At 51.3% G+C, this 14,472-nt stretch carries 13 protein-coding genes; 10 read left to right on the top strand and 3 right to left on the bottom strand.

Features of this window, described 5'->3' with window-relative positions; translation table 11 throughout:
- The first annotated feature begins 92 nt into the window (after positions 1-92).
- From ACOCLE_RS00395 to ACOCLE_RS00375, 5 genes are all read left to right on the top strand, one after another.
- On the top strand, positions 93-1,598 hold the full coding sequence (locus ACOCLE_RS00395; protein WP_419535047.1) for an ABC transporter substrate-binding protein: 1,506 nt from the start codon (positions 93-95) through the stop codon (positions 1,596-1,598).
- 14 nt (positions 1,599-1,612) lie between these two features.
- A complete protein-coding gene (locus ACOCLE_RS00390; RefSeq protein ID WP_020581582.1) occupies positions 1,613-2,530 on the top strand; it encodes an ABC transporter permease in 918 nt (305 codons plus the stop codon).
- Positions 2,527-3,390: an ABC transporter permease gene (locus ACOCLE_RS00385; protein WP_020581583.1), complete on the top strand. Its 864-nt coding sequence runs from the start codon at positions 2,527-2,529 to the stop codon at positions 3,388-3,390. The genes ACOCLE_RS00390 and ACOCLE_RS00385 overlap by 4 nt, the downstream gene beginning before the upstream one ends.
- A 12-nt stretch (positions 3,391-3,402) precedes the next feature.
- Positions 3,403-4,566, top strand: coding sequence for a beta-aspartyl-peptidase (gene iadA / locus ACOCLE_RS00380; protein ID WP_419535046.1), 1,164 nt, complete (start codon positions 3,403-3,405; stop codon positions 4,564-4,566).
- 198 nt (positions 4,567-4,764) lie between these two features.
- Complete coding sequence (locus ACOCLE_RS00375) at positions 4,765-5,136, top strand: nitrous oxide-stimulated promoter family protein (RefSeq protein ID WP_419535045.1); 372 nt, start codon at positions 4,765-4,767, stop codon at positions 5,134-5,136.
- Between the two features lie 161 nt (positions 5,137-5,297).
- On the opposite strand, the gene ACOCLE_RS00370 is transcribed toward ACOCLE_RS00375, so the two are convergent.
- Positions 5,298-6,101, bottom strand: coding sequence for an NAD(P)/FAD-dependent oxidoreductase (locus ACOCLE_RS00370; RefSeq protein ID WP_419535044.1), 804 nt, complete (start codon positions 6,099-6,101; stop codon positions 5,298-5,300).
- 165 nt (positions 6,102-6,266) lie between these two features.
- On the opposite strand from ACOCLE_RS00370, the gene tnpC reads away from it, so the two are divergent.
- Positions 6,267-7,772 carry an IS66 family transposase gene (gene tnpC, locus ACOCLE_RS00365; protein WP_419532963.1) on the top strand — a complete coding sequence of 502 codons (1,506 nt, stop codon included), beginning with the start codon at positions 6,267-6,269 and terminating at the stop codon, positions 7,770-7,772.
- Here tnpC and ACOCLE_RS00360 read toward each other — a convergent pair.
- Both ACOCLE_RS00360 and ACOCLE_RS00355 read right to left on the bottom strand, forming a co-directional pair.
- Positions 7,739-8,182, bottom strand: a complete 444-nt coding sequence (locus tag ACOCLE_RS00360) for an FAD-dependent oxidoreductase (RefSeq protein ID WP_419535043.1) — start codon at positions 8,180-8,182, stop codon at positions 7,739-7,741. The genes tnpC and ACOCLE_RS00360 overlap by 34 nt on opposite strands.
- Positions 8,183-8,265: 83 nt before the next feature.
- A complete protein-coding gene (locus tag ACOCLE_RS00355) occupies positions 8,266-8,988 on the bottom strand; it encodes an SDR family oxidoreductase (protein ID WP_419535042.1) in 723 nt (240 codons plus the stop codon).
- Between the two features lie 473 nt (positions 8,989-9,461).
- Here ACOCLE_RS00355 and rsxA point away from each other — a divergent pair, with 473 nt between their 5' ends.
- From rsxA to rsxD, 4 genes are all read left to right on the top strand, one after another.
- Positions 9,462-10,046, top strand: coding sequence for an electron transport complex subunit RsxA (gene rsxA / locus ACOCLE_RS00350; RefSeq protein ID WP_020581588.1), 585 nt, complete (start codon positions 9,462-9,464; stop codon positions 10,044-10,046).
- 71 nt (positions 10,047-10,117) lie between these two features.
- Entirely contained in the window at positions 10,118-10,708 is a 591-nt protein-coding gene (gene rsxB / locus ACOCLE_RS00345) for an electron transport complex subunit RsxB (protein WP_419535041.1), read from the top strand.
- A gap of 50 nt (positions 10,709-10,758) precedes the next feature.
- Positions 10,759-13,332: an electron transport complex subunit RsxC gene (gene rsxC / locus ACOCLE_RS00340; protein ID WP_419535040.1), complete on the top strand. Its 2,574-nt coding sequence runs from the start codon at positions 10,759-10,761 to the stop codon at positions 13,330-13,332.
- 56 nt (positions 13,333-13,388) lie between these two features.
- Positions 13,389-14,471, top strand: a complete 1,083-nt coding sequence (rsxD, locus tag ACOCLE_RS00335) for an electron transport complex subunit RsxD (protein ID WP_419535039.1) — start codon at positions 13,389-13,391, stop codon at positions 14,469-14,471.
- The last annotated feature ends 1 nt before the right edge of the window (position 14,472 follow it).

Below are 14,472 nucleotides of genomic sequence, written 5' to 3'. Positions count from 1 at the left end.
ATAACAATCAATCCAGTCCTGAAGCCCCGGGGGGAAATTACCGAGCGGGGGTTCAGGAAACATCATAAATAATCCAACCAAAAGGATTAACCATGAACCGAATGAAGTCACTGGTTCTTTCGGCGGCTCTTGCCGCCAGTTTTACCGGGCAGGCGCTGGCCTCCCATATCGTGGTCGCGATTGAAAGTTCCGTCCGAACACTGAACCCACACAACGCTTCCATCACACTGGATATGTCGGTAGCCGGTGCCGCCTATGAAGGTCTGTTTACCTTTAACAATAAGATGGAAGTGGTGCCCAACCTGGCCACCGGTTATAAGGTCAGTGACGATGGCAAAATTTACACCATCAACCTGAACAAAGGCATCAAGTTCCACGATGGCACGGATTTCAACGCAGCTGCCGTCAAATACAACTTTGAGCATGAAATTAAGCACAAACTCCGTCGCGCATCTCTGCTGTCCAACGTTGCGGAGTTTAATGTTCTGGCCGAAGACACTCTGGAAGTCGTTCTGAAAGAGCCATCCAATAACTTCATCAACTCCATCACGCACCCTTCCCAGGGCATGATCAGCCCCGCAGCCCTTGAAAAATACGGTGAAGACATCCAGAAAAACCCCGTAGGTACTGGGCGATTTGTCTTTGACAAATGGGTTCGCGGCAGCACCGTCAGCTTTAAGGCTAACCCAGATTACTGGCGTGGACCGGTAAAAGTCGATGGTATTGAGTTCCGTACCGTTGCGGAAGCCGGCTCCCAGCTGGCCATGCTGCAATCGGGTCAGGCCCAGTTTATTGCCAACGTAGCCCCGGCCATGAAAAAGGTCATCGCCGCCAATCCGAAAATTGAAAATGTTCAGGTACCCACCATCATCGGTCGCTGGTATTCACTGAACACCAAAAACGACATTTTCGCGAATGAGAAAGTGCGTCATGCGATGAACTATGCCTTCCATAAAGAAGCATTTGCCAAGGTGGTTTATAACGGCGACGCCGCACCTCTCAAGTCACCCATCCCGGATAATCTGGAGACGTTTGCAGAACAGCCTGCCTACACCTACAACCTGGACAAAGCGAGAACCCTTCTGAAAGAAGCTGGCTACCCCAATGGTTTTAAAGCCGTCCTCTGGGCCAAGAACAATACGCTCTCTCTGCGCTCTGCCGAGTTCCTTCAGCAGCAGCTAGCCGCCATTGATGTTGAGTTGGAAATCATTCCACGGGATACCGCCAGCCACTATGCCGCGGGTGACACGCTGAAAGATGACCCATCACGTCCAGTTATCTTTGATGCGGGCTGGTCTTCTTCCAGTGGTACTGCTGACTGGGCACTGCGTCCGATTTATGGCACCGGTGGTGGCTCCAACTACTCCCTGTACTCTAACGATGAGATTGATTCACTGCTGAAAGAAGGTCAGCTGGTTCAGGATCCGGCCCAGAAGGAAAAGATCTATCACCAGATTCAGACACTGGCCTGGCAGGATGCTCCGGTTATTTTTACGACAGTTGACTACCGCACCATCGGCAAGAGCAGAAAACTCAGTGGTATTGAGTTCCTTCCGGACGGCTCTATCAGTGTCGGTGACGTAGCACTGGTAAATTAAGGTAAAAGACCGTAATGCCGCAATATATCCTCAAACGCCTGATGGGCACCCTGGGCGTCATGCTGGTCATTGCCATTCTGGCTTTCTTCTTTGTGCACATGCTGCCGGGTGACCCGGTACGCATGATTGCCGGTGAAGATGCGACCTTTCAGGAGATGGAAATTCTGCGACAGAAGCTGGGACTCAACCTCCCGCTTCACCAGCAGTTTTATCTCTTCATGGTCAACCTGCTGCAACTGGACTTTGGCACCTCACTCATTTCCGGTGACGCCGTCTATGACGTATTATCCCATCGCTATGTGCTGACTGCCAAACTGACCCTGGTATCCCTGTGGTTTATTCCCGCTGGTATTATCCTGGGTGTGGTTGCTGCAACCCATAAGTCCAGGTTTCTGGATCGGGCATGTATGGTCTTTTCAGTATCGGGCATTTCGGTGCCCGAATTCTGGTTCGGCCTTATTCTGATCCAAGTCTTTGCCGTGAAGCTGCAATGGTTTAATCCGACCGGTTTTCAATCACTGGCCGACCTGACCCTGCCTGCCATTACCGTTGGCATGATGGGTACAGCGGTAATCGCCCGTTTTACCCGTTCCGCATTTCTGGATGTGCTCTCAGAAAACTATATCCAGACTGCCCGGGCCAAAGGGGTAAAACGCTTTAACGTGACCTATGTGCACGCTCTGCGAAACGCCATGCTGCCCATTATCACGGTCATTGGTCTGCAGATCGGCTTTATTCTCAGTGGTTCCATTGTCGTTGAAGCCATTTTTGGTCTGCCCGGTCTTGGCTCTTTGCTGATTGAGTCGGTCGTCGCCCGAGACCATCCGGTGGTGCAGACACTGCTGCTGCTCTACTCATTCCACTTTGTCATGATCAACTTCGTCGTTGATGTGCTTTACACCGTTATTAATCCGCAGGTTCGACTCAAATGAGCAGTACGACGACCTCGCCATCCGTTTCGCCGTTCCAGCTCTTTCTTATGCGTTTCAAACGGGAAAAGCTGGCCATTGCTGCAGGCATCACCCTGCTCATTATGATACTGATGGCGCTATTTGCCCCGCTCCTGCTGAGCCATGGGCCAAACGACTTCGACTATAACCGTATTCTGATGCCACCCTCACCAGAGAACTGGGTCGGCACGGATATCTACGGCCGTGATCTGTTTACCCGTCTGGTCTATGGCGCTCGTGTCTCGCTGACGGTTGGTTTTCTTTCCGTTACGATCGGTGCGCTGGTCGGGTCATTTATCGGCATTCTGGCCGCCTACCGGGGCGGCTGGCTGGACAGCATTGTCATGCGTGCGGCCGATGTCCTGTTTGCCTTTCCCAGCTTTCTGCTGGCCATTGCCATCGTTGCGGTGCTCGGCGGCGGCATTATGAACGTCATCATTGCCATTGCCATTTTCAGTGCGCCGACCTTTGCCCGGATTACCCGCAGTTCGGCACTGTCAGTGCTTAACTCACAGTTTGTTCGCGCAGCAACCACCATGGGCGCGAGCCATAGTCGCATCATGTTTGTGCATATTCTGCCCAGCACCATCAGTGGCATTCTGGTCTATTTCACCATGCGGGTAGGCACATCGGTTCTGACGGCTGCCAGCCTCAGCTTCCTCGGTATGGGTGCTCAGCCACCGTCGCCTGAGTGGGGTGCCATGCTCGCTTCCAGCCGGGACTTTATAGCAGTAGATGGTTATATGTACCTCACTCTCTATCCCGGGCTTTGTATTTTTCTTACCGTTTTGTGCTGCAACGTTCTGGGTGACGGCCTGCGCACGGCACTGGACCCGAAATAGGAATTTCGAATCATGCAGCTATTGATCAAAGGCGCCGATGTTTTTGCTCCCGAAGCCCTCGGCCGAAAAGATATTCTGATTTCTAATGGCAAAATTCTGGCCATAGAAGAAAACATCAATGAATCCGGTCTGATTGGCCCTGTTGAAGTGGTTGATGGTCAGGGCAAACTGGCTATCCCCGGTCTGGTTGATACCCATCAGCACTTTATTGGTGGTGGGGGCGAAGGTGGTTACCGAACCCGAACTCCGGAACTTACCCTGACCCAGCAAACTCTTAACGGTGTAACCACTGCACTTGGATTACTGGGCACAGACTCACTCTCCCGGCATGTTGAAAGCCTTTACGCCAAAACCAAAGCGTTCAATGAAGAAGGCATCACCGCAGTAATGATCACCGGTGCTTATCATCTGCCATCCCCAACGATTACCGGCTCGGTACAACGGGATATTGCCTTTATTGACCCGGTTATCGGTGTAAAGCTGGCCGTCTCTGATCATCGCGGCCCGTTTGTCACCCGCGATGAACTGGGCCACCTGGTCAGTGAAGTGCGGGTTGCCTCGTTGATTGCCAATAAGAAAGGCATCATCACGGTACATACCGGTGCTGGAAAAGCCTGCCTTGATCAGGTGTTCGACATCCTTGAAGTAAGTGATTACCAGCCAGAACGTTTCGTGCCTACCCATATTAACCGCCCGGATACCTGGGAATCTGCAGTAAGACTGGCGAAGATGGGTGCCTATATAGACGGCACTGGAATTCTTCATGATGATGGTGGAGCCGGCAAAATCACCTGTGCTGATGCCACCCGGATGAGTATTGAAGAAGGTATTGAATCACGCTTTACCTTCAGTTCCGATGCCGGCGGTTCAATGCCAAAGTGGAATGAAAACCGTACCCGTATCATCGGTATGGGCGTTGGTACTCCGGACTCCCTGCTGATCGAAGTTCGCCGTGGAGTGGAGAAAGGATTAACCCTGACCCAGATGCTGGCTCCTGTAACCATCAACGCAGCCCATCAGATTGGTCTTGAAGACAGAAAAGGGCAATTGCTGCCTGGTTTTGATGGTGATGTGGTTCTGCTGGATCAGGACTCCCTGCAACTGACCGATACCATCGCCAAAGGGCAGTGGATGGTTGCCAGTGGTGAAGCCATTGTTAAAGGGACGTTCGAATAAACAGGATTCCTTAAAGCATCTGAATAAAACCACAAAGGCGCTAAGACACAGAGGGTATCATTTTACATCTTTGTGTCTTCGTGACTTTGTGTTTAAAAAACCTGAAACACTCATATTCAAAACAAATATCACCAGTTTGGCAATCAAGGCGGATTATGGGAGGATAGGTTTCTCGAAACAGAGAAGGTTACGTTGTTTATGCCCCTCGCTCTCGAAGGCCCCCTGAAAGATCACCCTAGGCTGACGCGTGAATATTTCACCGTTACCCGCATGATTGAACTGTACTGCAAGCACCATCACCAGCACCCCACCCTGTGCAATGATTGCCTCTCACTGCTGGCTTTCAGCAAGCGCCGCCTTGAGCGCTGCATCTATGGTGATGAAAAACCCACCTGCGCTAACTGCAATGTTCACTGCTACAAGCCGGATCAACGGCAACAAATTCGTGAAGTGATGAAGTGGGCTGGGCCTCGTCTGCTATTGAAGCACCCGGTGCTGACGATTCAGCATCTTATCGATGACCGAAAGACTGCCCCAGAGCATCCTAAAAAGCAGAGAACGTTGAATTAGTCGATAAGTAGTTAACCAGATGAAATCATATATTTCTGATTTCTTGTTCAGGCACTTTGCTGTGTTACAACTCCAGTCACATAGCTAGGGCTATGCTCCTTCCGTTGTGCCTTGCATAGTACCTGCTCAAGTAGCCAGAAATATTCGATCCATATGGCCAGCTACTTAAACCTTGCCGGGCTGAAAGGAGAGACATCAATAACCGGTTTTCCTCCACTGATAAGCTCGGCAATCAACCGCCCTGTTATCGCCCCCATACCCACACCGGCATGACCATGCCCAAAGGCAAACCAGAGGCCAGGGTGTCTCGGTGCTTCGCCAATGACCGGCAGACCATCGGGCATGGAGGGTCGGCTGCCAATCCAGACTTCTCCGACTGGATTGCCCATAGAAAAAACGTCACGGGCATTATGACTCGCCTGATAAAGCTGTTTTGAAACCGGCGGCGCATCGCGGGCAGACAACTCAATACCGGTGGTCAGTCTCAAGCCACTTTTCATTGGTGACATAACATAGCCACCTTCCACATCATGGATCGGCCGACTTAGCTGAAAGGCATCCGAGGGTTGGAAGTGCTGGTGATACCCTCGCTCAGCAGCCATGGGAAAGCGATAACCCAGCTTTTCACAGAGTTCTCCACTCCATGGGCCGAGTGCCAGCACCACTATACGGCTTCTGATGTTTTCCCCATGGGTCTCAATCAGAAAGTTGTCACCCTCTCTGGTAATAGTTTGAGCAGATGCCTGACAGAACTGACCACCGGAGGATTGAAAAGCTGTTACATAACCATTGATGACTTCGGAAAGATCCTTAAACGAAGCGGTATCCCGGATCAAAACCCCTTTACGGAAACCAGAGGTGATTGCCGGTTCCAGTTCCGAGATCCCCTCCGGATCGAAAATATCATATCGAATACCTAACCGATCATAGTAATCTCTCTGGTATTGGACAGCCTGGAAGGACACCTCTTCCCGGTATAACCGGAGCCAGCCTTTTTCCAGAAGCGTAACTATTCAGCACCCTTCATATAAATCTGGAATTGTAACTATTCAGCACCCTTCATATAAATCTGGAATTTTCTGATTTTTCGACCATCATCTTATACTCAATTTTTCTAACAAATCTCCAGTATGGAACCAGACTTCCCAGCTACTCCGTTTACCGAAGCTCTCCTTAAAGAGAATGAAGAGCTTCGGACCGAGAATGCGCTTTTACGGGAACGTTGCAGCGAACTGGAAGAAAGGGTTAATAAAAACAGTCAAAACAGTAGTAAGCCACCATCGTCAGATGGTTATCAAAAGCCCAGTAAAAAAGGGAGTGATAAAGGTGATACATCTTCCAAAGAAGCCCCCTGCTCCTCACAGGAAACACCGAACCCCAAAAGCCTTAGACCATCTTCAGGCAATAAACCAGGTGGCCAGAAAGGTCATCAAGGCTCTTGTTTGAGACGTGTCGCCTTACCCGATTATGTCAGGCATCTGAAGGTTGAAAAATGTTGCTGTTGCCAGTCTTCGCTTATCGATATTAAACCCACCAAATACATTGAGCGACAGGTTTTTGATCCAGGTAGACCCGGAGAATTTGAAGTTACCGCGTACTGGGCAGACGTTAAAGTATGTCCTTGTGGTAAACGGAACACCGCTGAGTTTCCCCAAGGAGTGAAAGCCGCTGCTCAATACGGAGAAGTGACTCAGGCAATGGCTGTTCATTTAAACCAGTATCACTTCATCCCATATCACCGGGTGTCTGAGTATTTCAATACTATTTATTGCATGAGTGTCAGCGCAGGCTCTGTTGCCAATTTTGTTGCCTATACCCATGAGAACCTGGCCTCTACTGAGCAGAGTATCCGCGATGCTTTACAAGAAAGTCCGGTTGCAGGAGCGGATGAAACTGGCATGCGGGTTGACGGTTCACTGTGGTGGTTACACATTATGCGAGATGACCAATGGACGCTTTACTACCTCTCAGAAAGGCGAGGTTGTGAAGCAATGGATGCAATGGGCATCCTGCTGACTTTTGCAGGCATTCTGGTTCACGATCATTGGAAGTCCTACTTTGCCTATGCGGCAGTGCATGTGCTTTGTAATGCCCATCATCTGAGAGAGCTTCAGGGAGTTGTCGATAGGGATGCGAATAAGCTGGCTCTGCGGCTGATGAAATTGCTTACGCTCTCCTGGCACTTCTGCAAGAAATACAAAGCAGCCGGTCTGACTCAAATGCCTGGTGCAATACAGCTTCGCATTGAGACGATATACGACCAAATCCTTCAAAGGGCTCTCACGAAGGAAACCGCTTATATGGAAAAACAACGACAGGTGCTTGGACGTAAGAAGGTCAGGAATACCAAGGCCTACAACCTGTTCAAAAGGCTTATTGAGTTTAAGGTTGAAACGTTGCGCTTCATGTCGGACTTTTCAATTCCCTTCGATAACAATGGCAGTGAACGTGATGCCAGGATGGCCAAACTTAAGCAGAAGATCTCAGGCTGCTTCAGAAGCGAAGACGGAGGTACCATGTTTACCCGAATCCGAAGCTATTTATCATCTGCTAAAAAGCAGGGGTTGAACATATTTCAGGCGCTTCTTAAAGCGGTTCGAAATTACAACAATACGCCTTTGCTGGGTGCTGAATAGTTACCCAGAAGCAATTCCCGACAACCGGACATATCCAGCAATTTCCTATGCTCAGCAACAGCATACTGGAAGAGACTGTCCAGCCCCTTTACCGACGCTTCATAGCGAGACTGGCTGTTTCGAACCAATAGATAATAGAGCCAGCGCCAGTAATGCGGGAGCTGACTCAAATGAACATGCACATTCGGGTGATTTTTTAACAGGGCCGCGGACAGGTGATGGGTGATATCCGATAAACTGAGCGGAAAGACAGAGCCACGGTTAATGAGCCCGGCATTACCATACGAGGTTTCCATCCCGGGCGCTTTCCGGTCAACCAGTGTCACCTGGTAGCCACTTTTCTGCAGATGGAGTGCAGAGCAAACACCCACCATTCCGGCTCCAAGTACCACCGCACTTTTCCCCGCCATGGCCACATACCTCGAACACTGAGTCAGTCAGATTAACTTATCATAATGAGATCAAAGTGCGATGTTTTCTGTGTGAAAACACCTTATGCCGTTTGCCGGGTAGCCGTCACCACCAGTTCACGGATACAGACATTCTGCGGTTGCTGATAAACAAAGGAAATACAGCGGGCAATATCTTCTGCAGTAATAACGCCTCCCATGCCATCTTTCCACTGTTCATAGCCATCCTTGATTTCACTGGATGTTGTATGACTCAGCAGCTCGGTTTCTACCGCTCCCGGTGCGATGGTTACCACTCGTACACTGTCGTCAGCCAGTTCTTCTCTTAGCGTTTCAGACAAACCATGCACTGCAAACTTGGTTCCACAATAGGCCATATGGTTTGGAAATCCCTTAATACCAGCCACCGAACTGATATTAATAATGGTTCCCCCTTTTCGGGCTTTCATCTGACGAGCAACGGCATAAATGCCATTCAGGACGCCTTTGATATTCACATCAACCATCGCATCCCACTCGGCAGGGTTCTGTTCGTCGGCATGCCCCAGCTGCATTAACCCTGCATTGTTGATAAGACAGTCCGTATCTCCGTAGCGGGACTCCGCCTCTTCGATGGCCAGCTTCAAGGCATCACGATCCGTTACATCCACTCGCCGGCAAAGTGCATCCGGAAGACCCAGAGCCTCCAGGCGCTCGACCCTTCTGGCCAGTAATAACAATGGATGCCCAAGTTGACTCATGGCCCTGGCAACCGCTTCACCGATACCAGAGCTGGCTCCGGTAATCACGACCAATGGCTTATTCATGGCGGGACTCCTGCGGGAGTTTATCCTGAGGTTTCAGTCCACCAGCGTGTGGTGAACCCGGGTATCTGTATTTAAAGAACAGATAGTTAGGGGGTGTTACCAACTGGCCATTCAACCAGTTGGTAACACCCCCTAAGATAGTTGATCTAAAAAGGCTTATTTATGAGGAAATAGCATGCATTGTTTGTGATTCGGTAACCTTCAACTTCATTACAGGCATCACTACATGCATCCTGCCTGTTGTGGCGTTATAATCCCCGCCTCCTGAGCCAGGGCTGTTCAATTAAGACCTGATGAGTCTTCCGGAAAAAGCACCCAAATCGGTTACCGGTTTATCGTTATTCGATTTGTGTCTTTAAACGTCATTTATCTGCTTTTTCCAGGAATATATACTTGACGCCTTCCATCAGGTATCCAACCGCATTTTTGATCGGCCGGCTCTTTAAAAGTCAGGCATTGCAGCAGGGAAACCAATGAGCGAACTGATACTGATTCTGGTCAGCGCCATACTGGTCAACAACTTTGTACTGGTCCAATTCCTTGGACTCTGCCCCTTTATGGGCGTTTCCAACAAACTGGAATCGGCCATGGGCATGTCAATGGCCACCACCTTTGTGCTCACACTGGCCTCTATCTGCAGCTATTTAACGTACAAGTACATCTTGCTGCCACTGAATCTGGAATTTCTGAAGACTATCTCATTCATTCTGGTAATTGCCGTGGTAGTGCAATTCACCGAGATGGTGGTGCGCAAAACCAGCCCGCTGCTGCATAAGGTGCTGGGCGTATTCCTGCCACTGATCACCACCAACTGTGCGGTACTTGGAGTTGCCCTGCTGAACACCAACCGTATGGACAGTTCACTGGTGGATTCGGCCACCTACGGTTTTGGAGCTGCGGCCGGCTTTTCCCTGGTACTGGTGCTGTTTTCTGCCATGCGTGAGCGCATCGCCGCTGCGGATGTACCAACACCATTCAGAGGGGCAGCCATTGGTATGATCAGCGCAGGCCTGATGTCACTGGCTTTTATGGGATTCACCGGGCTGATTAAACTGTGAGCGCAGGATTTCGAGCAATGATGAGAAATGCCAGACGACATAAAAAGCTGAAGGAGCGGTTGCGCTAGTCCATGGAAATTGTTCTTTACGCTATTGGAGCCCTTCTGGCTCTCGCCCTGATTTTCGGGGCCATTCTCGGTTTTGCTTCTATTCGCTTCAAGGTGGAAGGCAACCCGATTGTTGACCAGATTAACGAAATTCTGCCTCAGACCCAGTGCGGCCAGTGTGGCTATCCCGGCTGTCGCCCTTATGCGGAAGCCATTGCTAATGGTGATGCCATCAATAAGTGCCCTCCCGGTGGCCAGGCAACCATCAACACGCTGGCTGACTTGCTGGATGTCGAGCCTGAACCGCTGGATGCGGAACATGGGCAGGAGTCGGTCACGAAAGTTGCGTTTATTCGGGAAGCAGAGTGCATTGGCTGTACCAAGTGTATCCAGGCCTGTCCTGTGGATGCCATTCTTGGTGCCGCCAAGCAGATGCATACCGTGATTTCCGATGAGTGCACTGGCTGCGATCTCTGTGTTGAACCCTGCCCCGTTGACTGCATCGAAATGCGCCCTGTGGATATCACGGTCAGAACGTGGAGCTGGGAATTGCCGCAACCTAATCACGCAAAGGCTGGTTTGATTGCCACTGATCGCAGGGGGCTGACCGTATGAATGCAATAGCAAAAAGCCCAGCCCATCAACAAATAGACACGCAAAGCAACGTGATCGCAAGTTCTGAACGTAAAATCTGGCCGCTGACCGGTGGGGTCCACCCGGAAGAAAACAAGCATCAGTCAACCGGCAGCCCTGTCAGCGTTCCGCCTCTGCCCAAAACACTGGTTCTGCCATTGTCGCAGCACGCGGGAGCACCTGCTGATCCGGTTATCAGCGTTGGAGACAAAGTACTCAAAGGTCAAATGATTGCCAAAGCGTCCGGCTTTGTCAGCGCCGCTTTGCATGCGCCCACCTCAGGCATTATCACGGCCATTGAGAACCGCCCAATTCCTCACGCCTCAGGCATGTATGACCTGTGCATCATTCTGGACACCGATGGACAGGACCAATGGTGTGAATTGGCTCCAGTCGCGGATTATCGTCAGTTGTCGCCTTCTAAACTGGTAGAGAAAGTTCGTAATGCCGGTATCAGCGGCATGGGGGGCGCGGGTTTCCCAACGGCCATCAAACTGGCTCCCAACACAGCAGTCAACACGCTGATTCTCAATGGTACGGAGTGTGAGCCCTATATCACCGCTGACGACATGCTTATGCGCGAAAAGGCGGAAGCGGTTATTCAGGGAGCAGAAATCCTCCAATACATGCTTGGGGCCCAGGAGTGCCTGATCGGTATTGAAGACAATAAACCGGAAGCCATTGCCGCGATGCGAAAAGCAGCGACCGGAAAGAATATAGACATCGTCGTTTTTCCAACCATCTACCCTTCCGGTGGTGAAAAGCAGCTGATCCAGATCCTTACCGGTCATGAGGTGCCATCTGGAAAGCTGCCAGCAGATCTGGGTATGGTGGTCCAGAACGTGGGAACCGCCGTTGCGGTCAAAGAAGCCATTCTCGAAGGCAAGCCGCTGATCTCTCGCATCACCACGCTCACCGGCGATGCACTGGCAGCGCCGCAAAATGTAGACGCATTAATCGGTACACTGGCGGAAGACCTGCTGCACTACGCTGCGCTGAAAGAGGCCGAGCTAGCGACACTGGTGTTTGGCGGCCCCATGATGGGCTTCAGTGTGGACCGCCTGGATATCCCGGTGATCAAAACATCAAACTGCCTGATTGCCGCGACTCAGGATGAGTTTCCAGACGCACCGGATGCCCAGGCCTGTATCCGTTGTGGGCATTGTGCAGAAGCGTGTCCATCGTCATTGCTGCCTCAACAGCTTTACTGGCATGCCAAGGCTGAGAACCATGAGCAGCTTATGCACCACAATCTGTTTGACTGCATCGAGTGTGGTGCCTGCTCCTTCGTCTGCCCCTCGTCTATTCCACTGGTTCAGTATTACCGGGCATCCAAAGGAGCTATTCGAACCCAGGAAGCCAAGCACGCCAAATCCGAGCGCTCTAAACAGCGCTACGAAGATCGCCTGGCCCGACTGGAACAGGAAAAAGCAGAGAAAGAAGCCAAACGTAAAGCCAATGCCGAGCGGGCTGCAAAACTGAAGGCCGCCAAGGCAGCAGAAAACACCGAGAGCGATGCCAAAGTAGAAGAAGACCCAATTCAAGCCGCCATCGCCCGGGCAAAAGCACGCAAGGCAGCTGCTGCAGGGTCCTCGGAGTCTACACCTGCCAGACAAGAGTCTTCAGCGGGAAATAGAAAGCCTTCAGCGCCCAATCAGCAGCTTTCCGCCAAACAGAAAGAACTGAAAGTTCAGCTATCCATGGCCAAAGCCCAGGCCAAAAAGACGGAAAGAGCGCTTGCGGCTGCCGAAGCCTCTGGCAATGGGGATATTGAACAGCTGAAGTCTAACCTTCAGATGTTGAATGATCAGGTCGCCAAGCTTCAGCAGTCATTTGACGAAAGCGCTCAATCTGATACTGCTAATGGCAGTAATACAGACAAACCCGCCAAATCAGCCAAACCGGTACTCTCTGACGATGAGAAGAAACGCAAAGTTGAGTTGGCCATGGCCAAAGCTGCTTTGAAAAAAGCAGAACGAGCACTGGCAGAAGCGGTTGAAAGCAACAATGAAAGTACTGAGTCTCTTCAGCAAACCGTCGATGAGTGTCAGGCGAAAATCAAGAGCCTTGAAGTCACTATTTCAGTCCCTCCGGCAGAAACGGCGATACCCCCTTCCGCTGATGCAAAACCATCGGCAAAAAAGGCCAAAGCTCCGTTAAGCGACGAAGCCAAGAAGCTGAAAATCGAGTCGGCTATGGCCAATGCAGCCGTTAAAAAGCTTCAGCGAGCCATCACCAGTGCCAGTGACGATGAGCTGGAGACACTGAAACAGCAACTGGTGGAAGCCCAGCAAAAAGCAGCTGAAATGCAGCAGGCGCTGGATAATTTTACCAACGGCGCTGTAGCCGAAGGAGCAGTAAAGCCTTCAGCCAGCGAAACACCCTCTGCAGAGGTAAGTCCGTCCGCTAAAAAGACCAAAGCCCCATTAAGCGATGAAGCCAAGAAGCTGAAAATCGAGTCGGCCATGGCCAATGCTGCGGTGAAAAAGCTTCAGCGAGCGATCGCCAGTGCCGGTGGAGATGAACTGGATACGCTGAAACAACAGCTGGCAGAAGCAGAACAAAAGGCGGCGGACATGAAACAGGCTCTGGAGACACTTTCATGACCAGCAGCCTTAAGCTAAATAAGCACGAGAAAGACACACAAGAGCGGAATCGTTGAATGGCTTTGATTAACAGCAGATCATCCATCAGCCAGAGGGGAAGAGAGACCTCACCCCACACGCTGGGACAAAACAGCACTCAGCGAGTCATGAGCCTGGTGATCATGGCCACCATCCCCGGCCTGATCGTACAAACGGTCTTTTTTGGCTGGGGCACACTGATCAATGTTCTCTGGTGTTCCCTGATCGCAATGGGCTGTGAAGCGGCAGTGGTATCACTGCGCAAACGGTCCGTGAGCTTCTATTTGAGTGATTGCAGCGCCCTGGTAACCGGTTTACTGCTGGGGCTGGCATTACCACCTTTTGCTCCCTGGTGGCTGTCACTGGTCGCTGTATCCTTCGGTATGGTCATCGGCAAACACCTCTATGGAGGCCTGGGTCAGAACCCCTTTAACCCGGCCATGCTGGGCTATGTTCTGGTACTGATTTCGTTTCCACAGGAGATGACCACCTGGCTGCCACCACTGGGGCTGGAAGGCCATAACAACAGTCTGACCGATGCACTGTTCACCATTTTCCCCCTGGGGCAGGGTGTCAGTGTTGATGCCATCAGTATGGCCACCCCACTGGATGTGTTGAGGGAAAACAAAAGTCTGACCATCAATGAGCTGTGGGAAGCCAACCCGGTATTTGATGGACTGGCCGGTCGTGGCTGGATGTGGGTTAACCTGGCCTACCTGGCCGGCGGTGTCTTTCTTATCTGGCGAAAAGTATTCACCTGGCATGCTCCGATGGGGATGCTGGCAGCGATTGCCGTTATGGCTACCCTCTTCTGGAGTGGTACCGGGTCAGACAGTCATGGTTCCCCACTGTTCCACCTGCTCAGTGGTGCCACCATGCTGGGTGCATTTTTCATCATTACGGATCCGGTCAGCGGTGCAACCAGTAACCGTGGACGCCTGATTTTTGGTGCAGGTGTCGGCGTGATGGTGTACATGATCCGAGCCTGGGGTGGTTACCCGGACGGTGTCGCCTTTGCGACGTTGCTGATGAATATGGCAGCCCCCACCATCGACTATTACACCCAGCCACGCACGTATGGCCATCGCAAGGCCAATAAAGGCCTGCCAAAGAAGGACTGAA

Source organism: Endozoicomonas sp., assembly GCF_965196975.1.
Taxonomy (GTDB): Bacteria; Pseudomonadota; Gammaproteobacteria; order Pseudomonadales; family Endozoicomonadaceae; genus Endozoicomonas.
Note: the sequence above shows the minus strand (reverse complement) of the source record. Positions and strands in the feature narration are given on the sequence as shown.